Source organism: Pedococcus sp. P2_F6, from assembly GCF_056403675.1.
The window spans coordinates 175,673-201,263 of the sequence record NZ_JBFUEZ010000003.1 but is presented as its reverse complement, the minus strand read 5'-3'; the positions used below and the strand labels follow the sequence as shown (position 1 = coordinate 201,263).

The window sequence follows — 25,591 nt, the reverse complement described above, 5'->3', positions numbered from 1 at the left end:
GTCACCACCCGGCATACCTCGCGTTGGGGGTGGGTCCAGGCGGGGGTTCAGGCCGGGTCGGTGACGTCGGCGACCTGGGCACCCAGGGCGGCGACCACGTCGTCGGCCTGCGCGGTCGCGGCGACGCCGTGGGCACCCGCCCCGATGGAGATGAGGCGTCCGGCCACGGAGGCGTCCGCCACGACGGGCCACGCCGTCAGCGAGCCGAACGGCGTGATGGTCCCGCGCTCGTAGCCGGTCACGTCCTTGGCGGTGGCGGCGTCCGGCATCGACATCCGGTTGACGCCCAGCAGGGCGCGCAGCTTGGGCCACGAGATCTCACGACCACCCGGCACGAGCACGAAGAGGTAGTCGTCCTCCGCCCGCCGCACCACGAGGGTCTTGATGATGTCGCCCGGTTGAACGCCCCGTGCCGCGGCCGCCTCCTCCAGCGAGTTGACCCGGCCGTGGCGCGTGATGGTGTGCTCGATGCCGCTTGCGGCCAGGGCTTCCGCCGCCCGCGCCGCGCCGTCGTCACTCACGCCGAAAGCCTAGCCGCCACCCTGGGCGCGACCCTCTCGCCCGGCGCCTGTCTGTGATCCGAGACGGAATGGTGGAGGAGCCCGCACATCATCACGCCCGCTGGTGTGGAATGGTCTGGTCGTCGGTCTGCGTCCACCGCGGACCGGCCCCAGTCCTGCCGCCGCCGCCAGAGAGGGCACCGTGAGCTTCGAGTCGATGTGGGCTGACCTCCAGCCCGTCGGACGCAGCGCCCAGTCAGGTGGCTACCGACGCTTTGCCTGGACCCGCGAGGACCACGACCTGCGCGAGTGGTTCACCGGCGAGTGCGGCGCGCGCGGGCTCGACCTCACCGAGGACCGGATGGGCAACCAGTGGGCCTGGTGGGGCGACCCCGATGCGGCGGCCGCCCGGGGGGACAAGGGTGTCGTCACGGGGTCGCACCTCGACAGCGTCCCCGACGGCGGTGCCTTCGACGGCCCGTTGGGGGTCGTCAGCGCGCTCGCGGCCATCGATGTGTTGCGGGACAGGGGGTTTGAGCCCTCCAGGCCGATCGGGGTGGTGAACTTCGTCGACGAGGAGGGCGCCAGGTTCGGCGTGGCCTGCGCCGGCTCCCGGGTCATCACCGGTGCCATGACCGCGCGTCGCGCACGCAGCCTGACGGACGCCGACGGCACCACCATGGCTGACGCGCTCAAAGCAGCCGGTCGCGACCCGCACCAGATCGGTCGGGACGACGACGCGATGCGCCGCATTGGGAGCTTCGTGGAGCTGCACGTCGAACAGGGACGCGGCCTCATCGACCTCGACCACCCAGTCGCCGTCGGCAGCGACATCTGGCCCCACGGCAGGTGGCGGCTCGACTTCACCGGCGAGGCCAACCACGCCGGGACCACCCGGCTCGAGGACCGCCACGACGCGATGCTCGGGTATGCCGGTGCGGTGCTCGCCGCGCGCGAGGCCGCCATCACGAACGGCTGCGTCGCGACCATCGGCAAGGTCGTGGTGACGCCGGGCGGTGTCAACGCCATCCCGAGCGCCGTGACGGGATGGCTCGACGCCCGTGGCGCCAGCCCTCGCGCCGTGCGCCGCGCGGTCGCCGACATCAGCGCGATGGTCGAGCAGTCCGGCGGGCGGATCACCGAGGAGTCGTGGACCCCGTCCACGCCCTTCGACGCCGGGCTGAGCGCGCGGCTGGGGACCCGGCTCGGCGGCATACCTGTCCTGGGCACGGGGGCCGGGCACGACGCCGGCATCCTCGCCAACGCCGGCATCCCCACCGCGATGCTCTTCGTCCGCAACCCCACGGGCGTCTCGCACTCACCCGAGGAGCATGCGGAGCTCTCCGACTGCCTCGAAGGGGTGGCGGCCCTGACGGCCGTCCTCGAGGACCTGACGGGGGCGCAGGCGTGACGGCTGGATCAACCCAGTACTGGGCGGAGCACGCGTGGCTCCCCACCGGACTGGCCACGGGTGTGCGGTTCGAGGTGGTCGACGGGGTCTTCGCAGGGGTGCACCGGGCCCGCCCCGAACCGGGTGACGAACGGCTGCACGGAGTGGTGCTGCCGGGCTTCGCCAACGCCCACAGCCACGCCTTCCACCGCGCCCTGCGCGGGCGCACCCACGGAGACGGCGGCAACTTCTGGACGTGGCGACAGCAGATGTATGCCGTCACGCGGCACCTCACGCCGGACACCTACCTCGCCCTGGCCAGGGCGGTGTTTGCCGAGATGGTGCTGTCGGGGATCACCGTCGTCGGGGAGTTCCACTACCTCCACCACAGCGTGGGTGGCCGCCCCTACGCCGATCCCAACGCGATGGGGGAGGCGCTCATCGCGGCCGCGCGGGACGCCGGCCTGCGGCTGACCCTGCTCGACACCTGCTATCTCGCGGGTGGGCTGGCAGGGGACGGGCACGTGCCACTGGACGATGTCCAGGTGCGGTTCAGCGACGGCGATGTCGACGCGTGGGCAGCCCGGGTGGCCGCCCTGGCTCCGGACGCCACGACCCGGATCGGCGCCGCGGTGCACTCGGTGCGCGCCGTGCCGCGGGACGACCTGCGGGCGATGGCCGAGGTGACGCGTGGCCGCACGGTGCACGCCCACGTGAGCGAGCAGCCGGCCGAGAACCTCGCGACGCAGATGTTCTACAACGCCACGCCGACCGAGCTCCTCGACGAGGCCGGTCTGCTCGGAGGGCGGTTCAGTGCCGTGCACGCGACGCACCTGTCCGACCGGGACATCAGCCTGCTGGGCGAGTCGGGCACGACGGCCTGCTTCTGCCCGACGACCGAGCGCGACCTCGCCGACGGCATCGGTCCCGCGAGGGCGCTGACCGCTGCGGGCGCGCGCCTGTCGCTCGGCTCGGACCAGCACGCGGTGATCGACCCGTTCGAGGAGGTGCGGGGGCTCGAGATGCACGAACGGCTCGCCAGCAACGAGCGCGGCCGGTTCAGCCCCGACGAGCTGCTGACGGCCGCCACCTCGGACGGCTACCGCAGCCTCGGCTGGCAGGACGCCGGTGTGATCGCGGAGGGGGCCGCGGCGGACTTCGTCGTCGTGCGCACCGACACCGTCAACACCGCTGGCGCCAAGGCGGGTCAGATCCTCTACTGCGCCACGCGATCCGACGTCGACCGGGTGGTGGTCGGCGGCAGCACGGTCGTGGAGGCGGGGCGCCACCGGCTGGGCGACGTGGCGGCGCTGCTCGGCAAGGCGCTGGCCGACGTGAGGGAGCACCAGTGAGCAGCACCGTCGTCACCGGGATCGCCGAGCTCGTCACCTGCGACGGGTCGACCCCTGACCGGCTCGGCCTCGTGCGCGACGCCGCAGTGGTCATCGAGGGAGGGCACGTCGCGTGGATCGGTCCGGCGTCGGGCGCCCCGATGGCCGATGACCAGGTCGACGTGGGGGGTCGAGCAGTACTGCCGGGCTTCGTCGACTCGCACTCCCACCTGGTGTTTGCCGGGGACCGCGGTGACGAGTTCGCCGCGCGGATGGCCGGCACGCCCTATGACGGTGGTGGCATCGGGGTGTCGGTGGCCGCCACACGGGCCGCCACCGACGACGAGCTGCGATCACTCGTCGCCATGCGGGTCGCCGAGATGCGCGCCCAGGGCACGACGACCGTCGAGATCAAGAGCGGCTACGGCCTGACCATCGAGGACGAGGCGCGGGCCCTGCGCATCGCCCGCGAGTTCACCTCCGAGACGACCTTCCTCGGGGCCCACGTGGTGCCGCGCGAGTACGCCGAGGACCGGGCGACCTACCTCGAGCTCGTGGCCGGCCCGATGCTCGAGGCGGCCGCTCCGTACGCGAGGTGGGTGGACGTGTTCTGCGAACCACACTCGGCCCACGCGTTCACCGAGGACGAGGCGCGCACCGTGCTGCTCGCCGGACGTCGTGCGGGACTCGAGCTGCGGGTGCACGGCAACCAACTGGGTCACGGGCCCGGGGTTCAGCTGGCCGTCGAGCTCGGAGCGGCCAGCGTCGACCACTGCACCTACCTCTCGGCCTCCGACGTCGACGCGCTGTCCTCCGCAGCTGACACCACGGTGGCGACCCTGCTGCCCGGGGTGGAGTTCTCCACGCGCTCGCCCTACCCCGATGCCGCTGCCCTGCTGGCGGCCGGCGTGTCGATCGCTCTCGCCACGGACTGCAACCCGGGGACCTGCTACTCGTCGTCGATGCCGTTCGTCATCGCGCTGGCGGTTCGCGAGATGGGCCTGACGCCCGGCGAGGCGGTGCTCGCGGCCACGACGGGTTCGGCGAAGGCGCTGCGGCGCAATGACATCGGACGGATCGTCGTGGGGGCTCGAGCCGATCTCACCGTCCTCGACGCGCCGTCGCACGTCCACCTGTCCTACCGTGCGGGCGTACCGATCGCCAAGGCCCTCGACCTGGACGGGGCCTGACGCTCAGGAGTCGTGGAGGTCTGCGCGGTCAGACCTCGTGGAGGTCTGCGCCCTCAGGCGTCGCCGTGCTGCATCGCCTTGGGCAGGTGCCCGGCGGACTTCTCGTAGTACTCGGCGGCCTTGCGGGTCGCGATCACCCGGGCAGCACCCGCCGCCAGTCCGGTCAGCGCAGCGAACGCGATGGCGTCCTTCCACGGGGTGCGCGGGTCACGCGGGTCGACGACGGCGTCGCGGCCGGCCTTCTTCCACGCGGTGGTGACCAGCTTGTTGGCGACCACACCCGCGAGCACCGCCGATCCGGTCCCCAGCAATCGCCACACCAGTGGTCCCATGTCGCACACCTCTCCCGTACCTGTCGCGGACCCGTTGAGGATCCGTGTCCCCGCGTCGCGACCCGTCGCCACGCGAAATTGCCGCTGACCTGCGACTCCACCCTGCCACACCCAGGAGTATGGTTCGACGGGTAACGACAGGGGAGCGCGCAAGCGCTGAGAGTGCGGGAGACCGCAGACCCTCACACCTGATCCGGTTCGCACCGGCGTAGGGAGTCGAGAATCTCAGACACCTGTCGGGTGAGGTGCGCCACCACAGGTGTCTTCTCCCGGCAAGGGGTCTCCCCGAGGCATCCACCGGATTCCACGGGAGAAGAACACATGAGCACCAAGAACACCCCGGCCACTTCGGCCGACACGGCACCATCCACCCCGGCCACCCAGGCCGACACCACCATCCCGGCCACCTCGGCCAGCGCGACCTCCACCGCTTCCACCGGGACCCGCCGCGGCAGCATCCGCGCCAGCGGGAACCTCTGGGGTTGGCGCACTGTCGACCTCTTGACGGTCTCCTTCCTCGGCGCCGCGTTCGGTGTCGCGTACTGGGCCTGGGGTCTGGCCTACACCGCACCGGCGGCTGGGCTCGAGGCCCTCTTCCCACCGCTTCAGGGCATCACGGGAGCCCCCTGGCTGATGGCCGGGGTGGTGGGCGGCCTCGCCATTCGACGCCCGGGCTCGGCCTTGCTGTGTGAGGTGGTGGCGGCCCTCGTCTCGATGCTGCCCGGCACCAAGTGGGGTTTCACCACCCTCGTCTCGGGCATCGTGCAGGGTCTCGGCGCGGAGATCGCCTTCCTGATCCTCGGCTACGCGGCGTTCGGCCTCGGCGCCGCCCTGCTTGCCGGAGCCCTCTCGGCTCCGCTGGAAGCTCTCTACGAGTGGCAGGTCTACTGGACCGACTGGGACATGGGCTACAAGCTCGCCTACGCCGGGATCCTCACCGTCGCGGGCGCGATCGTGGCCGGCGGTCTCGGGTGGCTGCTGACGCGCGGCCTGGCCCGAGCCGGCGCCCTGGGAGCGTTCCCGGCTGGGCAGGAAGCCCGGGAGTCACGCGCTGTCTGAGCACCCTCGTCCCGGCGCCCCCAAGGAGCGTCGGGGACATCTCGAGGTCCGGGGACTGACCTGGCGTCCGTACGGCCGCCGCGAACCGGTCATCCCCGGCCTCGACCTCGACATCCCCTCGGGACAGCGGGTCCTGCTCGTCGGTCCGAGCGGCTCCGGCAAGTCCACCCTCCTGCGTGGACTTGCCGGGGTGCTCGAGGTCGCCGACTCCGGGGAACGCACTGGCACCGTGCTGCTCGACGGCGCGGTTCCCGGGACGCGGGCCGGCGACGTCGGCCTCGTCCTCCAGGAGCCGGGCGCGGGCATCGTGTCGGCCACGGTCGGCCGCGACGTCGCGTTCGGCCTCGAGAACATCGGTATGCCGCGTGCGGACATGTCGGCGCGCGTCACCGCCGCGCTGGCCGCCGTCGGCCTCGACCTGCCCCAGGACACTCCCACCCATGCCCTGTCCGGCGGTGAGCAGCAGCGGCTTGCCCTGGCGGGGGCCCTCGCCCTCGAACCCACGGTCCTGCTGCTCGACGAACCCACCGCGATGCTCGACCCCGCCAACGCCGACTCCGTCCGCAGGACCGTCGACGAGGTGACCCGGTCCCGCCGGCTGACGACGGTCGTCGTGGAGCACCGGCTCGGTCCGTGGCTCGACGTCGTCGACCGGCTCGTCGTCCTCGACCACAGCGGCCGGGTCGCAGCCGACGGCGAACCACTCGCCGTCCTCGCCCAGCACGGAGAATCCCTCGCGGCCCAGGGGATCTGGGTGCCCGGATTCCCCGACCCGCAACCACGCGGCATACCTGCGGGTGTCTTCGACACCTCGTCGACCGGAGCCAACCTGCTCACCCTCGACGCCGCCGACGTCACCAGCACCCGGTCCGTGCAAGCGCTCGACGGCTCGACCCGCACCACGGTCGCGGTGCGGGACCAGTGGTTCCAGGCGCGCGCCGGGCAGGTGCACGCGCTGGTGGGCCCGAGCGGGGCCGGCAAGTCGACCTTGCTGCTGGCGCTGGCCGGGCTGCTGCGACGGCAGGCCGGTGAGGTGCGGCTGCGGCCCGACCTCGCCGTCGACGGGGAGCGCGACCCGCACGCGCTGGGCACCCTCGACCTGGCCCCGCGGGTTGCCTGGGTGCCCCAGTGGGCGAGCTCGACGATCGTCAGCCACACCGTGCTCGACGAGGTGATGACCACCTCGCGAGCGGTCGGGCTCGTCGAGTCCGAGGCGCTGGAGCGCGCCCGGGCCCTCCTGGACCACCTGGGCCTGGCCCACCTCGCGCAGGCTGACCCACGACACCTGTCCGGCGGAGAGCAGCGCCGGCTCGCCATGGCGTCCGCGGTGGTCCACCAGCCGGATCTCGTCTGCGCCGACGAAGCCACGGTCGGCCAGGACCGGCTCACCTGGGCCGCCGTCATGGGCATCGTCGAGGGCTTGCGGGACGCGGGTTCGGCGGTCGTGCTGACCACGCACGACGACGCTGTCATCACTCGGGCGGACGCGGTCACGACGATCGACCGGCCCGTGCAGCCACCCGTCGAACCGGCACGTCGACGCCCGCTGGTGGCGCGGGCCGGTCCCCTGTCGCTGATGGCGGGGGCGAGTCTCGGGATCCCCGCGGGCGTGGTCTCGCCGCGCTGGTCCACCAGCCTCGTGGTGCTCGCGGTGCAGGTCGCGCTCGCGGGCCTGGCGCTATGGGCGCCCGGCGACGGGCCAGCGCCCACCGGTCGGCTGCGCGGGGGGCTCCTGCGGCTCGGCCCAGGACTCCTCGGCGCCCTGTCCGTGGCGTGGTCGACGTGGCTGCTGGGGGGCCACGACCTCGACACTGCCTTGACCGGGGGACTGCGGGTGCTCATCATCGTGCTGCCGTCGGCGGTGCTCATCCAGCACGTCGACGCGGATGCCCTCGGCGACCACCTCGGGCAACGGCTGCGGCTGCCCGCCCGTCCCGTGGTGGCCGTGGCGGCAGCACTGCAGCGGGTACACACGTTCGGCGAGATCTGGTCGGAGATCGCGCGGGCCCGACGGGTGCGGGGGATCGGCGCCACGGCACGGTCGCCCCGGTCGGTGCTGGCCGAGCTCTGGGCCCTCACCATCGGGATCCTCGTGCGGTCGCTCCAGGCCGCGGCCACGCTCGCCGTCGCCATGGACGCCCGCGGGTTCGCCACGGCATCGCGCCGCACATGGGCCGCGCCGGCGCCGTGGCGGGGTGCGGACTGGCTGGTCGTCGCGGCGAGCGTGCTGCCGGTGGTCGTGGCGGCCGGCTGGCGCTGACCGGGTGTCGTCCGGGTCTTGTGCGCCGTGGGTGACCGGAGCAAGGTGAACCCATGAACCGTGTCAGCGACGCCGCGGGTCCCTCATCGCCCGAGCAGATCCGCAACGTGGTCCTGGTGGGGTCGAGCGGGGCCGGCAAGACGGCCCTTTTCGACCAGTTCGTGGCGGCTCGGATTCCGGGCCGCCGCGCTCGTGAAGGGGACTCTTCGGCGACGTTGTCGCTCATGGCCGCGTCGGTCCCGACGCGTGGGCTGACTGTGAACCTGCTCGACACCCCGGGCCACCCGGACTTCATGGGCGAGGTGCGCGCCGGGCTGCGGGCGGCCGACGCGGCAGTGTTCGTCGTCTCCGCCGCCGACGGTGTCGACGAACCCACCCGGCTGCTGTGGCGCGAGTGCGACGTCCTCGGTATGCCGCGCGCGGTCGTGGTCACGCGCCTCGAGCAGGCGCGGGCGGACTTCGAGGCGACGGTCGACGCGTGCCAGCGGGCGTTCGGTGACGCCGAGCCGCTTGCCCTCCCGCTGGTCGTCGACGGTTCGGTCAAGGGCCTGCTCAACCTCCTGCGTCGCACCGTGACCGAACAGCAGCCAGGGGGCGGTGAGGCCGACAGGGAGCCGAGCGTCGACGAGGGTGAGCTGATCGACGCCCAGCGTGGTGAGCTGATCGAGTCCGTGATCGAGGAGTCCGAGGACGAAGGGCTCCTCGAGCGCTATCTGGAGGGCGAGGAGATCGACACCGAGGTGATCGCCGCCGATCTGCGCATGGCCGTGGCCACGGCTCGGTTCTTCCCGATCCTGCCGACGCATGCACCCACGGGCGTGGGCATCGAGGCGTTGATCGAGCTGTGCGAGAAGGGATTTCCCTCACCCGTCGGAGCGGCGATCCCCACCGTCTACACCTCGGCCGGTGGGGACTTCGGTGCCGTGACCTGCGACCCGGCCGGCCCGCTCGTGGCCGAGGTGGTGCACACCACGACCGACCCGTTCGTGGGCCGGCAGTCGCTGGTCCGGGTGTTCTCGGGGACGCTGCGCCCCGACGAACCGGTGCACATCTCGGGGCACCTGCAGCACTTTGCGACCCACCTCGTCGACGAACACGCCGACCACGACACCGACGACGAGCGCATCGGGCCGCTGGCTGCCCCGCTCGGCGACGAGACCCGACCTGTCAGTGCGGGGATCGCCGGTGACATCGTCGTCGTCTCGAAGCTCGCGGGCGCGGAGACCTCCGACACGTTGTCGCGCAAGGACAGGGCCGCTCTGGTCGAGCCGTGGTTGTTGCCGAACCCGTTGCTGCCCGTGGCGATCCACGCCCGTTCCAAGGGGGACGAGGACAAGCTGGCCACGGCCCTGCAGAGACTGGTCGCCGAGGACGTCACGATGCGGCTCGAGCACAACTCCGAGACCCACCAGCTGGTGCTCTGGGCCATGGGGCCTGCCCACGTCGACCAGCTCATCGCGATGCTGGAGTCGCGCTACCACGTGCCGGTCGAGGTGGAGCCGGTGCGGACATCGCTGCGGGAGACCTTCGTGCGGCCCATCAAGGTCCAGGGAAGACTGGTGAAGCAGTCCGGCGGTCACGGGCAGTACGCCGTGTGCCACCTCGAGATCGAGCCGCTGGAGCGAGGGGCGGGGATCGAGTTCGTCGACAAGGTGGTCGGCGGGGCGGTGCCTCGCAACTACATCCCGTCGGTGGAGAAGGGCGCCCGCGTCCAGCTGGAGAAGGGCGTGCTGGCGGGCTACCCGGTGGTGGACGTGCGGATCACCCTCGTCGACGGCAAGGCCCACTCGGTCGACTCCTCGGACATGGCCTTCCAGACCGCAGCGGGGATGGCGCTGCGCGAAGCCGCCAACGACTCGACCGTCGCGATGCTCGAACCCGTGGACGAGGTGCACATCGAGGTCAGCGACGACGCCGTCGGCGGGGTCCTGGCCGACCTCCGCGGACGCCGCGGGCAGGTGCACGGCACCGAGCCTGCACAGGTCGGGGGACGCACCCTGATCCATGCCGAGGTGCCCGCGCACGAACTGGCTCGCTACCCGGTCGACCTGAGGTCGGTCTCCCACGGCACCGGCACGTTCACGCGCAGCTTCGTCCGCTACGACTACATGCCGCCTGCCCTCGCCAGGGAGATCACCGCCGGCTGACGCCTCCCGGGCCGTCGGGCCGAGCCCGCTCTCGTTCTCCGGCGAACAGGTCGCTGGGGGTCTCGGCCCGGCCGCGACGCACGAGGTAGCCGTGCCACAGCAGTCGGGCAGCCGTCGAACGGTGCGGCCGCCAGCGCTCGCCCAGGGCTTCGAGGGCAGCCTGGTCGGGAACGGTGTCGAGCCCCAGGGTCTCGGCAGCGGCCACCTGCAGGGCGCGGTCGCCGACGGGCCACAGGTCCGGACGGCCCAGACAGGCCAGCAGGTAGACGTCGGCGGTCCACCGGCCGATGCCCGGCAGGGCCGTCAGCGCACGACGGACGGCGGCGTCGTCGAGGTCACCCAGGCCGTCGAGGTCCAGGGTGCCCGTCTCGACGGCCGTGGCCAGGGCGCGCAGGTAACCGTCCTTCTGCCGGGACACCCCGTCGAGCCGCAGCTCCGCCGGGGTGCTGGCGAGCAGTGCGCTGGGAGCCATGTCCCCGATCCGCTCCACGACCTTGCGGTAGGCCGCAGCGGCACTGGCGAGGGAGACCTGCTGCTCGAGGATGAACAGGACCAGACTCGGGAACCCCGTAGGCCGCAACCACAGGGCAGGAACCCCGTGGGTCGAGACGAGCTCGGCGAGCTGGGGGTCGGCAGCCGTGAGCCCCGCCACCGTCCGTCCGAAGAGGTCGTCGTCCACGTCGCGACGCTACCCGAGAGCCGTCGCGGCTCCGAGCCACGTCGGGCGGACAAAGAAGTGGCGTCCGGCGGAGGGGACACCACCGCCGGACGCCACCCGCCAGCCTGCGGGCAGGGGACCCGTTCAGGCTGGCTCGCCCTCGACCTCACGGGCCGCGACCGTAGGGGATCGGTCGCGCCGGGGTCGGGCGAGGTGCAAGGTCCCCTCGGGGACGGTGTGGTGCGTGCCCGCCGCACGTTCGGCTGCGGCGTCGTAGGCGTACGCCGTGCGCCACAGGACATCGGACCAGTCGTATGCCGGGCGCACAGACGTGTTGTACCGCTGGATTCGCGTCCGCAGACCGGCATCCGTGCAGAGCCGGACCAGCTGCCCGGCCAGCTCGGCGTCACTGCCGGCCAGCAGTCCCTCCACGCCGTCGGAGACGAAGTCGGCCACCCCGGTCCCGGATCGCGCGACCACGGCCAAGCCGGACGCGCGGGCCTCCAAGGCTGCGATCCCGAAGGACTCGAGCGTGGCAGGGGCCACGAACACGTCGGCTCCTGCATAGAGGGCCCGGATCTGCTCGTGCGCCAAGGCTCCCGGGGCTTCCACCCAGCCCTGCATGCCCCACTGCGAGAGCCGACCCCTGACCTGGCCGAGCTGGGGTCCGTCACCGACCAGCACGACGCGAACCTCCACGTCCGGGGGAAGGGCCGCACGCATCCGGCGCAGGGTCGACACCAGCTGCAACGGCCGCTTGCGGCGGGTCATCCGCATGACGCTGACGATTGTGACCTGGCCGGCAGGGCGATCGATGGGTGCGCCACCGGCCCCCAGGGGCCTGCCGTGCGCGGTGCGCCGGTCGGCGGGCGCCCACAGCGCTGTGTCGACGGCATTCGGCAGGACCAGCACGGGACGACCTCGCAGGGCGCGACGTAGCGGTTCGGACGCCGCCTCGCTCACGGCTGCCCACTGGATCGGCAGCTCGGCCCAGCCCCGCACCGCGGAGGTCGCGCGATACAGCGGCCACGTGCCCGTCCACATCGAGTGGACCGTCGCCACGACCGGGATCCCTTGGGCAGCAGCGAACTCCGCAGTCCGCAGGGCGAGCGGGGAGATGGCCGACACGTGGGAGTGGACGGTGTCCGCCTGCGACGCCAGGGCCCGCGATGCGCGGACGTCACGCACGACGACCACGCCGTTCGCGCCCGGGCCGGTCGGGCCGGCGGTGCGGGTCAGCACGGTGACCTGGTGCCCTTCGGCTGCCTGGCGGCCGGCGAGGTCGTGGACCATCACCTCGATCCCGCCCACCGTGGGGGCATACGTGTCGGTGGTGTGCAGGATCTTCATCGCAGCACCCGGGCCATCCGGCTCCTGGCAACCAGCCAGCCCCCGAGCCACACTGCGCCGACCGGGATCTCGAGCAGGAAGATGAAGCCGCGGTAGAGCAGGACCCCCGATGTCACGGCCAGCGGGTCACCGCCCAGGGCCACCAGCGCCGCGACCGTCCCCGCCTCGGCCGTCCCGGTGCCGCCGGGTGTGACGACGACGAGCGAGAGGAGTCGTTCGACCGCGAAGGCCGCCAGCACGGCATACCAGGGCACGGTGGCCGCCACCACGTGCAGGCACCCCCAGAGCAGCGCCCCTTGGAGCAGCACGTAGGCGCCCATTCCTGCGCTCAGCTGCGGCCACGTGCGGGCCGCAACGGCGCACACCTGGGCACGCGTCTCGAGGACGCCGCGGGTGGCGCCCTCGAGCCACCGCTCGCCCCTCCCGCGCAGCAGTGCGCGGAGCACCCGCACCACGGCGCCGACGGAACGGCTGGCAGACCGTTCGCTGCGCAGCGCACCGAGGACGGCGGCCAGCACCGCCGCCAGCAGGAGCACGGCCCCGGCAGCGGTGGTTCGCACGAAGTGCCCGCTGCCGTGGCCGGCGAGGAGGAGGGCGCTGAGCGCAAGGACGGGCAGCAGCAGCTTGGAGAGGACGTCCCAGATGTTCGTGACCACGGTGAAGGCGGCGAAGGCGGTCTCGCGGAACCGCCAGGCCCGGACCATCGCCAGGTTGGTCGCCACCCCGAGGGCCCCGCCCATGGGCGCGACGTTCGAGACCGCGCTGCCCGTGAGGCTCAGGGTCAGCGCACGGCGTCGACTGAGCCCGGGGAGGGCGCCGGTGAGGACGAAGGAGTGGGCTACCAGGCCGGCGGCCCAGACCAGCGTGAGGACCACGAGCTCAGGTGTCCCGACCTTGGCGAGCACCCCGCCGATCGCGGACCACCGCGCTCCGGCGAGGGCGGGGAGGGCCCACCCGAACACCGCCCCGATGACGGCGGCCGCCGCACCGAGACGCAGCACGGCGCGACTCCACGGAGCTCGGCCCCATGGGGCGCGACCCGACGGCGCCCCTCGCCCCGGAGCGCGACCCGGCGGGGTGGCCCGTGGGGACGTCGGCGCTGCCAGTGCTGCCATGGGACCCCCTCGCTCGGCAGGTACCCACGGTGGCTACCCCGTCCACCATGATGCCTCGAACCTGAGCCATTCCTGAGAGTCACCTCGATGAGCTTCGCAGGGGTCCTCTCGCCAGTCCCGGGAGTCACTTCCTCAGGAATCGCTCAGACTCCGCGCCTGACACTGAGCACCCGAACCCCTGAGGAGCTCCGCCCATGAGTCACCCCGCCGCCCTGCCGACGTCGGCCGGACGCACGCCGCCATTCCCCTCGGTCCCGGGCGCCGTGGTGGCGTGTGCCGTGGCCGCCGTCGCCGCGGGACTCGGCGTCGTGGCGCTCGCGGACGGCGCCGGCGAGCACGGTGACCTCTCCGCCCACGACCCCGCCGTCACCGATGCGGTCGTCAGCCACCGGACCCCGGTCCTCACCGTGCTGGCCCACGCCCTGACCGCGATCGGCAGCGAGGTCTCGATCGGACTGCTGACCCTGGTCGTCGTGGCGTGGCTGGTGCTCCGCCGGCGCGACCTCGCCGCCGCAGCGGTCGTGGGCGGTGCGATGGTGGTCGGCTCGGCGTTGACCCTCGCCCTCAAGCACGTCGTCGGACGCGCCCGTCCCCCGGCCTCGACGATGCTGGGCGCCTTCGACTCGGGGTACTCCTTCCCCTCCGGGCACACGGCCTTCTCCACGGTCTTCTTCGGGCTGGTCGTCGGTCTGCTGCTCCGAGGGGCCTGGAGTGCGGCGCGCCGCTGGCTGGTCGTGTCGGCGTGGGTCGTGGTCAGTGGGGCGATCGGGGCCAGCCGGCTCTACCTCGGCTACCACTGGCTGACCGACGTGCTGGCCGCGTGGGCGCTGGCGGTGTGCGTGCTGGCCGTGACGGCGGCGGTGGTCCTGCTGTTCGGGCGGCGACTGTCGGACCTGTTGCGGCCCTACGCTGGGCGCTGGCAGTCCACCGACACCCGAGCCGACGAGAGTCGATCCGACAGAGGGGCAGGGTCCGATGCGCGTCTTGCTCGTTGAGGATGAGCTGGCCCTGGCCGACACGGTCCGCCGCGGCCTGACCAACGAGGGCTTCGTCGTCGACGTGGCCCACGACGGCATCACCGGTCAGTGGATGGCGACCGAGAACCCCTATGACGTGATCGTCCTCGACATCATGCTGCCCGGGCGCAACGGCTATGACGTGCTGCGCAACATCCGCTCCCTCAAGATCTGGGCGCCCACGCTGATGCTCACCGCCAAGGACGGGGAGTACGACCAGACGGATGCCTTCGAGCTCGGCGCCGACGACTACCTCACCAAGCCGTTCAGCTTCGTGGTGCTCGTGGCCCGGTTACGAGCGCTCGTGCGCAGGGGCGCCCCTGCCCGACCGGTCACGCTGACCGTCGGCGACCTCGAGCTGGACCCGACGAAGCGCACGGTATGCCGTGCCGGTCACCAGATCTCGTTGACGGCTCGCGAGTTCGCGGTGCTGCACTACCTGATGCGCCACCCCGAGTCGGTGTTGTCGAAGGCCGAGATCCTCGAGAACGTCTGGGACCCGGCTTTCGACGGCAGCGAGAACATCGTCGAGGTCTACGTGGGCTACCTGCGCAAGAAGATCGACTCGGCCTTCGGGGTGACGTCGATCGAGACCGTGCGCGGCATGGGATACCGGCTGATGCCGGTCACGTCGACGGCCCCGGGTCCCGGGGGAGCCTGATCTCGAACCGGCACTGACCTGTCGGCGAGACGCCCGCCTGCGCAGTGCCGCCGTGGGCCTCCACCACCGTGCGGACGATCGCCAGCCCGAGCCCGCTGCCTCCGCGGTCTCGCTCGCGCGCCTGCTCCAGCCTGGCGAAGCGGTCGAACACCCTCTGCCGCTCGGTCTCCGGGATCGGTGGGCCGTCGTTGTCCACCGTCACCACCACCTCGCCACCCTCGACGCTCACCCCGAGGTCGACGCCGCCGGTGGTGTGCCGGGCGGCATTGTCGACGAGGTTGCGGATCGCCTGGCTGAGTCGCGCCGGGTCGCCGGTCACGCGGGCGGCCGCGATCGAGCCGGTGACCGGGAACTCCACGGTGGCGCGCAGCCGTCGTACCTCGACGTCCACCAGGTCGTCGACGTCGACTTCACGCAGGGACAGGGGTAGTCCGTCGTCGGCCTTCGCCAGGGTCAGCAGGTCGTCGACGAGCCGTTGCATGCGCAGCGCCTCGGACGCGATGACCTCGTCGCGGGCCGGGTCGGGGGTCGAGCTCCGGTTGGCGACGTCGATGGCGGCGATGATCGTGGCAAGCGGGCTCCGCAGCTCGTGCGACGCGTCGCTGACGAACCGCCGCGTCGTGGCGTCCGCCTGCTCCAGCCGGTCGAGCATCAGGTTCATCGTCTCGGCAAGTCGGGCGATCTCGTCCCCCGAAGGCGGCACCGTGAGGTGACCCCGACCGCGCACCTGGGTGATCCTGGCGACCTCACTGCGGATCCTCTCGACCGGTCGCAGGGCCTGCCTGAGGATGCGCCAGATGAGGAAGAGCAGCAGCACCAGCATGGCGGTCGCCCCGACCGCCAACAGACCGGTCGCGGTCTGCACCGTGGTGGTGGCCACGTCGAGTGGCGCGCCGACCACCACCACGAACTCGCTGCCGGCCGGGTCCCGGACCCCCTGCGCCACGATGGCGTGCGGCTCACCGGTCTCCCCGGGTATGCCGGTGACCTGGTCGACAGCGACGCTGCCGGGAGCGGGGCGCAGCTTGGTGATCGGTGCCCGCTGGGCCACCTCGGACGAGGCCACGACAACACCGCGACGCTCGATGATCTGAAGGATCGAGCCCGAGCCGGGGATCTGCTGGAGGGCGGCGCGGGCAGGCGCCTCACCGTCGGCCACGACCGCCGCGACCTGGGCGGCCTGGACCCGGGCGGCATCCTGCGCCGAGCGGTAGAGGATGCGGTCCAGGGTCAGGCCGAAAGCAGCCAGGCCCAGCACGAGCACGACCGTCGCGACGGCAGCGGCGACGACGAGCACGCGCCGCTGCAGCGACCAGGACCGCCACCGCTTCACGTCGGTCCCCCTCGTGGGCGTCTGCCGGGGTGGAGACCACGCGGCTCGGATCGTGCGCACCGGACTCTACCTTCGCGACCTGCTCCTCACCTGAGCAGGCACTGAACGGCAGCACGTCCGAAGAGAAAACTTCGCGGGAGTGGGAACACCCCGGCGCCGCACGAAGTTGAGTCGAGTGAACGCAAGTTTGGCGCCTCGATTTGCCACACGGCACACCGGCTTCTAACTTGAGTGCAGGCAACTCAACCCAGAGCTCTACCCAGACGTAACCCAGATACAACCCAGACACACAGGAGATTCACCATGGCACGTGCGGTCGGCATCGACCTCGGTACCACCAACTCGGCTGTCGCCGTCCTCGAGGGCGGGGAGCCGACGATCATCGCCAACGCGGAGGGCGGTCGCACGACCCCGTCCGTCGTGGCGTTCTCCAAGGGCGGTGAGGTCCTGGTCGGCGAGATCGCCAAGCGCCAGGCCGTCACCAACGTCGACCGGACGATCCGTTCCGTCAAGCGCCACATCGGCCGCGACTGGACCTCGCCGGAGATCGACGGCAAGACCTACACCGCGCAGGAGATCAGCGCCCGCATCCTGCAGAAGCTCAAGCGCGACGCCGAGTCCTACCTCGGTGAGGTCGTGACCGATGCGGTCATCACCGTCCCCGCGTACTTCGACGACCACGAGCGCCAGGCCACCAAGGAGGCCGGTGAGATCGCGGGCCTCAACGTGCTGCGCATCATCAACGAGCCCACCGCCGCGGCCCTGGCGTACGGTCTCGACAAGGGCAAGGAGGACGAGCTCATCCTCGTCTTCGACCTCGGTGGCGGCACCTTCGACGTGTCCCTCCTCGAGGTCGGCAAGGACCCCGAGGACGGCTTCTCGACCATCCAGGTCCGCGCGACCAGCGGCGACAACCAGCTCGGTGGCGACGACTGGGACGAGCGCATCGTCAACCACCTCCTCACCACCGTGAAGAACACGTCTGGAGTGGACCTGTCCAAGGACAAGATCGCCATGCAGCGGCTGCGCGACGCGGCGGAGCAGGCCAAGAAGGAGCTCTCCTCCTCGACCACCACCAACGTGTCGATGCAGTACCTCTCGATGTCCGAGAACGGCCCGATCCACCTCGAGGAGACGATCAGCCGCGCCCAGTTCGAGCAGCTGACCAAGGACCTGCTCGACCGGACCCGTCAGCCGTTCCAGAACGTCATCAAGGACGCCGGCATCGCGCTGGCCGACATCGACCACGTGGTCCTCGTCGGCGGTTCGACCCGCATGCCCGCCGTGAGCACCCTCGTCAAGGAGCTCACCGGTGGCAAGGAGCCCAACAAGGGCGTCAACCCCGACGAGGTCGTGGCTGTCGGCGCGAGCCTGCAGGCCGGTGTCCTCAAGGGTGAGCGCAAGGACGTCCTGCTCATCGACGTCACGCCGCTCTCGCTCGGCATCGAGACCAAGGGTGGGCTGTTCACCAAGCTCATCGAGCGCAACACGGCCATCCCGACCAAGCGCTCCGAGGTCTTCTCCACTGCCGAGGACAACCAGCCGAGCGTGCTCATCCAGGTCTTCCAGGGCGAGCGTGAGATCGCGCAGCACAACAAGCAGCTCGGCACCTTCGAGCTCAGTGGCATCGCGCCGGCGCCCCGTGGCGTCCCGCAGGTCGAGGTCACCTTCGACATCGACGCCAACGGCATCGTCAACGTGTCCGCCAAGGACCGTGGCACCGGCCAGGAGCAGAAGATCACCATCTCCGGCGGCTCGGCTCTCGCCAAGGAGGACATCGAGCGGATGATCAAGGAAGCCGAGGCCCACGCCGAGGAGGACAGGAAGCGTCGCGAGGAGACCGAGGCCCGCAACACCGCGGAGAACCTCGTCTACACCACCGAGAAGTTCCTCGGTGACAACGCCGACAAGATCCCTGCCGACGGTCGCGGCGACGTCGACGCGGCGCTCGCGGACCTCAAGGAGGCCCTCAAGCCGGAGTCGGGCGCGACGCCCGAGGACATCTCGGCGAAGAGCTCGAAGCTCTCCGAGGAGTCGCAGAAGCTGGGCACCGCGATGTATGCCGCGGCCGCCGAGTCCGAGCAGGCCGGCGCCGCCGGTGACGGTGCGCCTTCGGGTGACGCCGGCTCCGCCGACGAGGGTTCGTCCGACGACGACGTCGTGGACGCCGAGGTCGTCGACGACGACGAGACCGATGGGGCCAAGAAGTGACCGAGCAGCACCAGCCTGCTGAAGGTGCCGAGGAGGTGGTGGGCGCCGACGAGACCGTCGCGCCCACCACCGCCGAGGCGGCCCCCCTCGACGACGACATCCTCGCCGGCGACATCCTCGACGACGAGGCCCCCGTTGAGGCGGGCACGCCGCCCGAGGAGTCGGGGAGCGACACCGCTGCGTCCGACCTCCACCCGGACACGTTCCTGGCGGCGGAACGCCTCAGCGACCTCCAGCGGCTGCAGGCCGAGTACGTCAACTACAAGCGCCGCGTGGACCGCGACCGGGCGCTCGTGCAGGAGCGCGCCGCCCAGTCGGTGATCGAGGCGCTGCTGCCGGTGCTCGACGACATCCACGCTGCGCGGGAGCACGGCGACCTCACCGAGGGGCCGTTCTCCGCCATCGCCGACAAGCTCGAGTCCACCCTCACGAAGTTCGGGCTGCAGCGCTACGGCGCGATCGGCGAGGAGTTCGACCCGACCCTGCACGAGGCGCTGATGCACACCGCCTGGCCGCAGGACGGTTCCGTGGAGCCCACCGGTTCGACGACGGTCGTGCGCGTCCTGCAGCCCGGCTATCGCGCCGGGGAGCAGATCCTGCGGGCGGCGCGCGTGGCCGTGGCCGATCCTGAGTGACCAGGGGATGACCGCAGGTTTCCCACCCACTCGGAACGAAACCTGCACGACTCAGCAGAGAGGAGGGCGCCGACATGGCTAGCCAGGACTGGTTCGAGAAGGACTTCTACGCGATCCTCGGTGTTCCCAAGGATGCTGACAGCGCAACCATCAAGAAGGCCTACCGCAAGCTCGCCCGCAAGCACCACCCCGACCAGAACGCGGGGGATGCGGCAGCCGAGCAGCGCTTCAAGGACGTCGGCGAGGCGAACTCCGTCCTCTCCGACCCCGAGAAGCGCCGCGAGTACGACGCGATCCGGCAGATGGCGCACGGTGGCGCCCGCTTCACCGCGGGCGGTCCGGGCGGCGGCTCCGGGGGGTTCGACGACGTGTTCTCGGCGATGTTCGGGGGCGGCGGAGGTCGTGGCGGTGGCACCAGGGTGCGCTACTCGACTGGTGGCGGAGGCGGCGAGCCCAACCTCGAGGACCTGCTCGGGGGGATGTTCGGGGCCGGTGCCGGCCCGGCATACGGAGGGGCGGGTTTCCGTGCGCCGCAGGGGCCGCGCAAGGGTGCGGACCTGACTGCTCGCACGAGCCTGTCCTTCCGCGATGCGGTCGAGGGCGCGACGGTCACTCTGAGCACCACTGGCGGCGGCCAGATCACCACGCGGATTCCCGCCGGTGTCAAGGACGGCCAGAAGATCCGGCTGCGCGGCAAGGGCCAACCCGGCGACTCGGGCGCCGCGCCCGGCGACCTCATCCTCACCATCACGGTGGAGAAGCACCCGGTGTTCGGTCGCGACGGGAACAACCTGACGATCGACCTCCCGGTGACCTTTGCCGAGGCGACCCTCGGGGCCACCGTCTCGGTACCGACCCTCGACGGCTCGGCCGTCAAGGTGCGGGTGGCTCCGGGCACCCCCAGCGGCCGGGTGCTGCGCCTGAAGGGTCGCGGCGTGCCCCTGAAGGACAAGCCCGGCGACCTGATGGCCCGGGTCACCGTCGTGGTGCCGCAACGGCTGTCGGACGAGGCGAAGGCCGCCGTCGAGACGCTGAAGTCGCTGGACGAGGGCTTCGACCCCAGGGCCGAGCTGTTCGCCAACGCGAGGGCGTGACCGGGCGATGACCGAGGTGCGCGGTTTCTCCCCCGACGACGATGCGCCCATCTTCGTCATCTCCGTGGCGGCCACGTTGGCCGGCATGCACGCCCAGACGCTGCGCCAGTACGACCGGCTCGGGCTGGTCAGCCCGTCGCGGACCCGCGGAGGCGGCCGTCGCTACTCCGGCCGTGACGTCGCCATGCTCCGTGAGGTGCAGCGGCTGTCGCAGGAAGAGGGCGTGAGCCTCGCAGGCATCCAGCGCATCCTGGAGCTCGAGAACCAGGTGGCCGCTCTGCGGGGTCGGGTGCTCGAGCTCTCCGACGAGCTCGAGCGAGCACGGGTGTCGGCGGGGATGCGCCCGGCCTCGAGGGTCTTCGCCGTCGGCCCCACCGGAGATGTCATCGCCGTGCGGGCCGGTCAGCGCCCGCGCCTGCAACGGTCACAGGCACTGGTCGTCTGGCGTCCCTCGTCGCACTGACGACCAGGGCGAGAGCCCTCAGGCGTGGCGCAACGGTGCGGTGGCCAGCAGGGCGCGGTAGTCCTCGATCTGCAGCTCGCGCAGGAGAGCCGTGTAGAGCTCCGGGCTGACCCGCAGCTTGCTGCCGTTCTCGAGGTGCCTGATGTAGGACCTGTCGACCTCGAGCGCCGCGGCGAGATCTGCGACGCCACGCCCGCGGGCTTGGCGGATCACTCGAAGTGCGTAGCCGTGCACCTCGATGACACGGTGTGGCGATGTTCCCCCAGACATGACCATGAATGTAGTCAGGCACGGTCATTCGGGCAAGCGCCGCGCCTGGGAAACCACAGAAAGACGGCCCATCACGCGGCTGGTGGTCAGGAAGGGTGGTCGTGACGGGTCGTGATGTGACTGAGCAGGACCAGGAGTGACTGGATGTGACTGGGGGTGACTGGCAAGATGACGGCCATGAACCCGGAGCACCTGGAACAGCTGGGACACCGCGTCGAGCGCGCGCGGCTGGCCCGTGGCTGGAGCAAGGAGCAGGCGGCGAGGGAGGCGCGGATCTCCTCGATCACGTGGAAGCGGGTGGAGGACGGGCTCGGTGTCCAGGACGTCAAGCGCGCGCAGGTCCTCGACGCGCTGGGACTGGACGACCGCGGCGAGCCTGTCGGTGGGTCGACGCACAATGGCGGCTTCGTGACCGCTCCCGGTCCACGAGTCCGGCCAGGGGTCGGCGACGAGGAGGTCCTCGCGCTGATCGACGAGATGAGGAGCAGGCTTGATGCCCTCGAGCGACGAATCCGGGGTTCCTGACCCCTGGAAGCTGCTCCGCGAGATGCGTGACGTCGTCATGCTGCGGCAGCCCATTGCCGAGCCCGCCCGCTACTACCACGGTCGTCGCGCGATCGTGCTCCGCTCCGGACGCAGCCTCGAGCAGGAGCGGCAGTCCCTGTGGCACGAGCTCGTCCACGCCGAGCGCGGCGACACGGAGTGCACCGGCTGGGCAGGGTCGACCATCGAGCGCCGGGTCGAGCGTGAGGCGGCTCGCAGGGCCATGCCCGTGCCGGTCATGGAGCGACGTCTCGCCGTCGCCAGCGACTGGGAAGACTTCGTGTGGCACATGAAGGTGCCTGAAGCCTGGGTCCGGTTCCGGCTCGCGCAAGCCCGGCCGGCCGAACGGGTCCGACTGCAGCGGGCCTGTCGGTGGTCCGACTGGACGATGACCGCCTGACAGGCCTCCACGCGGCCACGCGGCATGAACGCGGCTCCACGCGGCCTCGACGCGGCATACTCCTGTCTGTGAGTGAACACCTGCTGGTCTTCCCGGACCGTGAGACCGCTGACGACGTGGCCGCGGAGCTGGCCCACGAGGGATTCTCCGAAGTGCGCGTCGTGCGGGAAGCGCTTGCGGGAGAGGACGACTCCGAGGACCACGAGTGGGCCGTCCACGTCGTGGAGGAGATGGTCGCCGACGAGTCGGGGCCGGTCGAGTCAGGTCTTCGCGACCGGTTCAGCGCGCTCGCCGAGGAGCACGGCGGCTGGTACGACCCGGAGCCACGCACCGACTCCTGACGACAGCCAGCGTGTTCGGTCAGGGCGCCGGCGTCAGAGGGGTGAGGTCGAGGAAGTCGCCTACGTCGAGCAGGCCGAGGGCGGCCCGCTCGACCGGCCGGATGCCCTGACGCCCGGGGTCCCGGTAGACACGGGGCTGCCCACAGGCGACCAGCCTGCCGCGGGTCTCGATCGTGCAGCCGCCGGCGGCGAGGACGTTGCGCACCCAGTCGGTGTGCGGGCCGTAGGCGAGCGCGATGACGAAGCGGTCGCCGATCGTGAACAGGTTCACCGGTGTCTGGTACGCGCGGCCCGACCGCCGTCCGCGATGGTGGACCACGGCGAAGCCGGGCAGGTGTCGCGCCACGGGCGTGCTCAACCGGTTGAAACCGACGCGGTTCCACCGCCCGACGACCAGGGGGATGGGCACGCCCCCACGGTATGCCGCGTGGCCGGCGCGCGCACGCGAGGTGCCCCGGTCCGGCTGGAGTCGGGGCACCTCATGGGTGGCCTCCTCCGGCGACGGGCTTCGGGGCGCCTGAGGAGGCGTTGGTAACTTGAGTGGAATAGACTCAACTTTGGTCCAGTTGTCGATAGTGGACCCAGTCACCGATCACAGGAGAGCATCCACGCATGGAGCTGAAGCCCACCGCCAAGGTGGCCGAGGCGCTCGCGCTCGCCCAGCGGGCGGCCCAGAGCGCCGGCAACCCCGAGATCACCCCCGACCACCTGACGAGCGCCCTCGTGCAGCTCGACACGGCGCAGGCCGACGCGCTGCTGCAGGCCGCCGGGACCGGCGCCGCCCACGTGCTCGGCCAAGCCGACGCCCGGCTGCGCGCCCTGCCGTCGACGACGGGCGCGACCCAGCCGCCCACGTTCGGTCGTGAGGCGCTGGCCGTCCTCCAGCAGGCGGACACCCTCATGCGCGCGAAGGGCGACACCTACCTCGCCCTGGACCTGCTCCTACTGGCCCTCGCCGAGACCGGCCACCTCGCCGCTGTCCAGAAGCGCGGCGCCAAGGACATGGAAGCCAAGATCGAGGCGACCCGGGGCGGACGCACCGTGACGAGCGAGACGCCGACCGAGGGCGGTGAGGCCCTCGAGAAGTACGGCACCGACCTCACGCAGGAGGCCCGGGACGGCAGGCTCGATCCCGTGATCGGGCGCGACTCGGAGATCCGCCGCGTCGTCCAGGTGCTCTCCCGCCGCACCAAGAACAACCCCGTCCTCATCGGCGAGCCCGGCGTCGGCAAGACCGCCGTCGTCGAGGGACTCGCCCAGCGGATCGTCGACGGCGACGTGCCGGAGTCCTTGCGCGACAAGCGGTTGATCAGCCTCGACCTCGGCGCCATGGTCGCCGGCGCGAAGTACCGCGGGGAGTTCGAGGAGCGGCTCAAGGCCGTGCTCGAGGAGATCCGTGAGAGCAACGGGCAGGTCGTCACCTTCATCGACGAGCTGCACACCGTCGTCGGCGCCGGCGCCACCGGCGAGGGCGCCATGGACGCCGGCAACATGCTCAAGCCGCTGCTCGCCCGCGGAGAGCTGCGGCTGGTCGGCGCCACCACGCTCGACGAGTACCGCCAGCACATCGAGAAGGACGCCGCCCTCGAGCGACGCTTCCAGCAGGTGTTCGTCGGCGAGCCGTCGGTCGAGGACACCATCGCGATCCTGCGCGGCCTCAAGGAGCGCTACGAGGCGCACCACAAGGTGGAGATCGAGGACGCGGCCCTGGTCGCGGCGGCCTCCCTGTCCGACCGCTACATCAGTGGTCGACAGCTGCCGGACAAGGCCATCGACCTCGTCGACGAGGCGGCCTCGCGCCTGCGCATGGAGATCGACTCCAGCCCGGTCGAGATCGACGAGCTCCGCCGCGCGGTCGACCGGCTCAAGATGGAGGAGCTGCACCTCGAGCGCGAGACCGACGACGCCTCCGTCGAGCGGTTGGCCCGGCTCCGCGAGGACCTCGCCAACAAGTCCGAGGAGCTGGCCGCACTCAACGCCCGTTGGGAGTCCGAGAAGTCCGGCCTCAACCGGGTGGGTGACCTGAAGACCCAGATCGACGAGGCCCGCACCCGGCTCGAGAAGGCGCGCCGTGAGTACGACTTCGAGACCGCCAGCCGGATCGAGTTCGGGGAGATCCCCGAGCTCGAGAAGGCACTGGCCGTCGCCAATGAGGACGAGGTCGCGTCGGGCCGCGCCAGCGCTGACCTCATGGTCAAGGAGCGCGTGGGGGCCGACGACATCGCCGAGGTGATCTCGGCCTGGACGGGCATCCCGGCCGGCCGCCTGCTGCAGGGCGAGACCGAGAAGCTGCTGTCCATGGAGTCCATCATTGGTTCGCGGCTCATCGGGCAGACCGCCGCCGTCGAAGCCGTCAGTGACGCCGTCCGTCGTTCCCGTGCCGGCCTCGCCGACCCGAACCGCCCGACGGGCTCCTTCCTGTTCCTGGGCCCTACCGGGGTCGGCAAGACCGAGCTTGCCAAGTCCCTCGCCGACTTCCTCTTCGACGACGAGCGGGCCATGGTCCGCATCGACATGAGCGAGTACTCCGAGCGGCACGCGGTCGCCCGCCTCATCGGCGCACCGCCCGGCTACGTCGGCTACGAGGAGGGCGGTCAGCTCACCGAGGCGGTCCGCCGCCGTCCTTACTCGGTGGTGCTGCTCGACGAGGTCGAGAAGGCGCATCCCGAGACGTTCGACATCCTGCTCCAGGTGCTCGACGACGGGCGGCTCACCGACGGCCAAGGCCGCACGGTGGACTTCCGCAACGTCATCCTCGTGATGACCAGCAACCTCGGCAGCCAGTTCCTCGTCGACCCGAGCATGGCCGACGAGGCCAAGCGCGAGGCGGTCATGGGGATGGTCCGGGCGAGCTTCAAGCCCGAGTTCCTGAACCGGCTCGACGAGGTCGTCATCTTCGACCCCCTCACGTCCGCCGAGCTGGGCCACATCGTCGAGCTCCAGGTCCGGGAGCTCGCCACCCGCCTGGTCGACCGCCGGATCACCCTCGAGGTCACCGATGCGGCACGCGAGTGGCTGGCGATCACCGGCTACGACCCGGCCTACGGCGCCCGCCCGCTGCGCCGGCTCGTGCAGAAGGAGATCGGCGACCGACTCGCCAAGGCCGTCCTCGGTGGCCAGGTCCGCGACGGCGACACGGTGACGGTCGACCTCGACCAGGAAGCCGACGCCCTGACCCTGCGCTGAGGCCACAGCGACGACCCGAGGGGTATGCCGCGTGGTGACCACCCGGCATACCCCTCGCCGCTGTGCCGCGTTGCGGCCATGGGGGGCGCTCCCTTCCGACTACCGT

24 protein-coding genes and 1 riboswitch are annotated in these 25,591 nt (G+C 71.4%); of the genes, 16 read left to right on the top strand and 8 right to left on the bottom strand.

What is annotated here, in order from left to right; translation table 11 throughout:
- Positions 1-47: 47 nt before the first annotated feature.
- Positions 48-521: an aminoacyl-tRNA deacylase gene (locus tag AC1DWP_RS08925; protein WP_477614110.1), complete on the bottom strand. Its 474-nt coding sequence runs from the start codon at positions 519-521 to the stop codon at positions 48-50.
- A 181-nt stretch (positions 522-702) separates the two neighbouring features.
- Between AC1DWP_RS08925 and AC1DWP_RS08920 the strand changes: the two genes are divergently transcribed.
- Genes AC1DWP_RS08920 through hutI form a run of 3 tightly spaced genes read left to right on the top strand, consistent with a single transcriptional unit; the run spans position 703 to position 4,411 of the window.
- Entirely contained in the window at positions 703-1,911 is a 1,209-nt protein-coding gene (locus AC1DWP_RS08920) for an allantoate amidohydrolase (RefSeq protein ID WP_477614109.1), read from the top strand.
- Complete coding sequence (locus AC1DWP_RS08915; RefSeq protein ID WP_477614108.1) at positions 1,908-3,242, top strand: formimidoylglutamate deiminase; 1,335 nt, start codon at positions 1,908-1,910, stop codon at positions 3,240-3,242. The genes AC1DWP_RS08920 and AC1DWP_RS08915 overlap by 4 nt, the downstream gene beginning before the upstream one ends.
- Entirely contained in the window at positions 3,239-4,411 is a 1,173-nt protein-coding gene (gene hutI / locus AC1DWP_RS08910; RefSeq protein ID WP_477614107.1) for an imidazolonepropionase, read from the top strand. The genes AC1DWP_RS08915 and hutI overlap by 4 nt, the downstream gene beginning before the upstream one ends.
- Positions 4,412-4,464: 53 nt before the next feature.
- Here the strand turns inward: hutI and AC1DWP_RS08905 are convergent, their stop codons facing one another.
- Complete coding sequence (locus AC1DWP_RS08905) at positions 4,465-4,743, bottom strand: DUF4235 domain-containing protein (RefSeq protein WP_477614106.1); 279 nt, start codon at positions 4,741-4,743, stop codon at positions 4,465-4,467.
- Between the two features lie 129 nt (positions 4,744-4,872).
- Positions 4,873-4,975, top strand: a riboswitch (TPP riboswitch).
- Between the two features lie 89 nt (positions 4,976-5,064).
- On the opposite strand from AC1DWP_RS08905, the gene AC1DWP_RS08900 reads away from it, so the two are divergent.
- Genes AC1DWP_RS08900 through AC1DWP_RS08890 form a run of 3 tightly spaced genes read left to right on the top strand, consistent with a single transcriptional unit; the run spans position 5,065 to position 10,209 of the window.
- Complete coding sequence (locus AC1DWP_RS08900) at positions 5,065-5,802, top strand: ECF transporter S component (protein ID WP_477614105.1); 738 nt, start codon at positions 5,065-5,067, stop codon at positions 5,800-5,802.
- Entirely contained in the window at positions 5,768-8,062 is a 2,295-nt protein-coding gene (locus AC1DWP_RS08895) for an ATP-binding cassette domain-containing protein (RefSeq protein WP_477614608.1), read from the top strand. Before AC1DWP_RS08900 ends, AC1DWP_RS08895 begins: the two co-directional genes overlap by 35 nt.
- Before the next feature lie 53 nt (positions 8,063-8,115).
- Entirely contained in the window at positions 8,116-10,209 is a 2,094-nt protein-coding gene (locus AC1DWP_RS08890; protein WP_477614104.1) for an elongation factor G-like protein EF-G2, read from the top strand.
- On the opposite strand, the gene AC1DWP_RS08885 is transcribed toward AC1DWP_RS08890, so the two are convergent.
- The 3 genes from AC1DWP_RS08885 to AC1DWP_RS08875 all read right to left on the bottom strand — a co-directional run bounded on the left by AC1DWP_RS08885 (position 10,196) and on the right by AC1DWP_RS08875 (position 13,218).
- On the bottom strand, positions 10,196-10,888 hold the full coding sequence (locus AC1DWP_RS08885) for a DNA-3-methyladenine glycosylase family protein (protein ID WP_477614103.1): 693 nt from the start codon (positions 10,886-10,888) through the stop codon (positions 10,196-10,198). The two genes, AC1DWP_RS08890 and AC1DWP_RS08885, sit on opposite strands and share 14 nt — an antisense overlap.
- 123 nt (positions 10,889-11,011) lie before the next feature.
- A complete protein-coding gene (locus tag AC1DWP_RS08880; protein ID WP_477614102.1) occupies positions 11,012-12,217 on the bottom strand; it encodes a glycosyltransferase family 4 protein in 1,206 nt (401 codons plus the stop codon).
- Positions 12,214-13,218, bottom strand: coding sequence for a lysylphosphatidylglycerol synthase domain-containing protein (locus tag AC1DWP_RS08875; protein ID WP_477614101.1), 1,005 nt, complete (start codon positions 13,216-13,218; stop codon positions 12,214-12,216). The genes AC1DWP_RS08880 and AC1DWP_RS08875 overlap by 4 nt, the downstream gene beginning before the upstream one ends.
- Positions 13,219-13,526: 308 nt before the next feature.
- Between AC1DWP_RS08875 and AC1DWP_RS08870 the strand changes: the two genes are divergently transcribed.
- Both AC1DWP_RS08870 and AC1DWP_RS08865 read left to right on the top strand, forming a co-directional pair.
- On the top strand, positions 13,527-14,327 hold the full coding sequence (locus tag AC1DWP_RS08870) for a phosphatase PAP2 family protein (protein WP_477614100.1): 801 nt from the start codon (positions 13,527-13,529) through the stop codon (positions 14,325-14,327).
- Entirely contained in the window at positions 14,308-15,009 is a 702-nt protein-coding gene (locus AC1DWP_RS08865; protein WP_477614099.1) for a response regulator transcription factor, read from the top strand. Before AC1DWP_RS08870 ends, AC1DWP_RS08865 begins: the two co-directional genes overlap by 20 nt.
- On the opposite strand, the gene AC1DWP_RS08860 is transcribed toward AC1DWP_RS08865, so the two are convergent.
- Positions 14,975-16,342: a sensor histidine kinase gene (locus AC1DWP_RS08860; protein WP_477614098.1), complete on the bottom strand. Its 1,368-nt coding sequence runs from the start codon at positions 16,340-16,342 to the stop codon at positions 14,975-14,977. The genes AC1DWP_RS08865 and AC1DWP_RS08860 overlap by 35 nt on opposite strands.
- A 303-nt stretch (positions 16,343-16,645) precedes the next feature.
- Between AC1DWP_RS08860 and dnaK the strand changes: the two genes are divergently transcribed.
- The 4 genes from dnaK (at position 16,646) to AC1DWP_RS08840 (ending at position 20,745) form a co-directional block, all read left to right on the top strand.
- Entirely contained in the window at positions 16,646-18,553 is a 1,908-nt protein-coding gene (gene dnaK / locus AC1DWP_RS08855; RefSeq protein ID WP_477614097.1) for a molecular chaperone DnaK, read from the top strand.
- On the top strand, positions 18,550-19,188 hold the full coding sequence (gene grpE / locus AC1DWP_RS08850) for a nucleotide exchange factor GrpE (protein WP_477614096.1): 639 nt from the start codon (positions 18,550-18,552) through the stop codon (positions 19,186-19,188). The genes dnaK and grpE overlap by 4 nt, the downstream gene beginning before the upstream one ends.
- Before the next feature lie 74 nt (positions 19,189-19,262).
- A complete protein-coding gene (locus tag AC1DWP_RS08845) occupies positions 19,263-20,282 on the top strand; it encodes a DnaJ C-terminal domain-containing protein (RefSeq protein ID WP_477614095.1) in 1,020 nt (339 codons plus the stop codon).
- 7 nt (positions 20,283-20,289) lie between these two features.
- Positions 20,290-20,745, top strand: coding sequence for a heat shock protein transcriptional repressor HspR (locus AC1DWP_RS08840; RefSeq protein ID WP_477614094.1), 456 nt, complete (start codon positions 20,290-20,292; stop codon positions 20,743-20,745).
- A gap of 18 nt (positions 20,746-20,763) precedes the next feature.
- On the opposite strand, the gene AC1DWP_RS08835 is transcribed toward AC1DWP_RS08840, so the two are convergent.
- Positions 20,764-21,015 carry a helix-turn-helix domain-containing protein gene (locus tag AC1DWP_RS08835; protein WP_477614093.1) on the bottom strand — a complete coding sequence of 84 codons (252 nt, stop codon included), beginning with the start codon at positions 21,013-21,015 and terminating at the stop codon, positions 20,764-20,766.
- Between the two features lie 177 nt (positions 21,016-21,192).
- On the opposite strand from AC1DWP_RS08835, the gene AC1DWP_RS08830 reads away from it, so the two are divergent.
- From AC1DWP_RS08830 to AC1DWP_RS08820, 3 genes are all read left to right on the top strand, one after another.
- On the top strand, positions 21,193-21,540 hold the full coding sequence (locus AC1DWP_RS08830) for a helix-turn-helix domain-containing protein (protein ID WP_477614092.1): 348 nt from the start codon (positions 21,193-21,195) through the stop codon (positions 21,538-21,540).
- Positions 21,509-21,958 (top strand): hypothetical protein, encoded by a 450-nt coding sequence (locus tag AC1DWP_RS08825; protein ID WP_477614091.1) that lies wholly within the window; start codon positions 21,509-21,511, stop codon positions 21,956-21,958. The genes AC1DWP_RS08830 and AC1DWP_RS08825 overlap by 32 nt, the downstream gene beginning before the upstream one ends.
- 68 nt (positions 21,959-22,026) lie before the next feature.
- Entirely contained in the window at positions 22,027-22,299 is a 273-nt protein-coding gene (locus AC1DWP_RS08820; RefSeq protein WP_477614090.1) for a ribonuclease E inhibitor RraB, read from the top strand.
- Positions 22,300-22,318: 19 nt separating this feature from the next.
- Here AC1DWP_RS08820 and AC1DWP_RS08815 read toward each other — a convergent pair whose 3' ends face one another.
- Positions 22,319-22,708, bottom strand: coding sequence for a nitroreductase family deazaflavin-dependent oxidoreductase (locus tag AC1DWP_RS08815; RefSeq protein WP_477614089.1), 390 nt, complete (start codon positions 22,706-22,708; stop codon positions 22,319-22,321).
- Between the two features lie 203 nt (positions 22,709-22,911).
- Between AC1DWP_RS08815 and clpB the strand changes: the two genes are divergently transcribed.
- Positions 22,912-25,485, top strand: coding sequence for an ATP-dependent chaperone ClpB (clpB, locus tag AC1DWP_RS08810; protein ID WP_477614088.1), 2,574 nt, complete (start codon positions 22,912-22,914; stop codon positions 25,483-25,485).
- Positions 25,486-25,591 lie beyond the last annotated feature (106 nt).

What these genes read in the sequence shown, in the direction of transcription:
- AC1DWP_RS08905 (WP_477614106.1), bottom strand. Translation starts at nt 4,743, where the DNA reads ATGGGACCACTGGTGTGGCGATTGCTGGGGACCGGATCGGCGGTGCTC.
- AC1DWP_RS08900 (WP_477614105.1), top strand. Translation starts at nt 5,065, where the DNA reads ATGAGCACCAAGAACACCCCGGCCACTTCGGCCGACACGGCACCATCC.
- AC1DWP_RS08890 (WP_477614104.1), top strand. Translation starts at nt 8,116, where the DNA reads ATGAACCGTGTCAGCGACGCCGCGGGTCCCTCATCGCCCGAGCAGATC.
- AC1DWP_RS08880 (WP_477614102.1), bottom strand. Translation starts at nt 12,217, where the DNA reads ATGAAGATCCTGCACACCACCGACACGTATGCCCCCACGGTGGGCGGG.
- AC1DWP_RS08870 (WP_477614100.1), top strand. Translation starts at nt 13,527, where the DNA reads ATGAGTCACCCCGCCGCCCTGCCGACGTCGGCCGGACGCACGCCGCCA.
- AC1DWP_RS08865 (WP_477614099.1), top strand. Translation starts at nt 14,308, where the DNA reads ATGCGCGTCTTGCTCGTTGAGGATGAGCTGGCCCTGGCCGACACGGTC.
- dnaK (WP_477614097.1), top strand. Translation starts at nt 16,646, where the DNA reads ATGGCACGTGCGGTCGGCATCGACCTCGGTACCACCAACTCGGCTGTC.
- AC1DWP_RS08845 (WP_477614095.1), top strand. Translation starts at nt 19,263, where the DNA reads ATGGCTAGCCAGGACTGGTTCGAGAAGGACTTCTACGCGATCCTCGGT.
- AC1DWP_RS08840 (WP_477614094.1), top strand. Translation starts at nt 20,290, where the DNA reads ATGACCGAGGTGCGCGGTTTCTCCCCCGACGACGATGCGCCCATCTTC.
- AC1DWP_RS08835 (WP_477614093.1), bottom strand. Translation starts at nt 21,015, where the DNA reads ATGTCTGGGGGAACATCGCCACACCGTGTCATCGAGGTGCACGGCTAC.
- AC1DWP_RS08830 (WP_477614092.1), top strand. Translation starts at nt 21,193, where the DNA reads ATGAACCCGGAGCACCTGGAACAGCTGGGACACCGCGTCGAGCGCGCG.
- AC1DWP_RS08825 (WP_477614091.1), top strand. Translation starts at nt 21,509, where the DNA reads ATGCCCTCGAGCGACGAATCCGGGGTTCCTGACCCCTGGAAGCTGCTC.
- clpB (WP_477614088.1), top strand. Translation starts at nt 22,912, where the DNA reads ATGGAGCTGAAGCCCACCGCCAAGGTGGCCGAGGCGCTCGCGCTCGCC.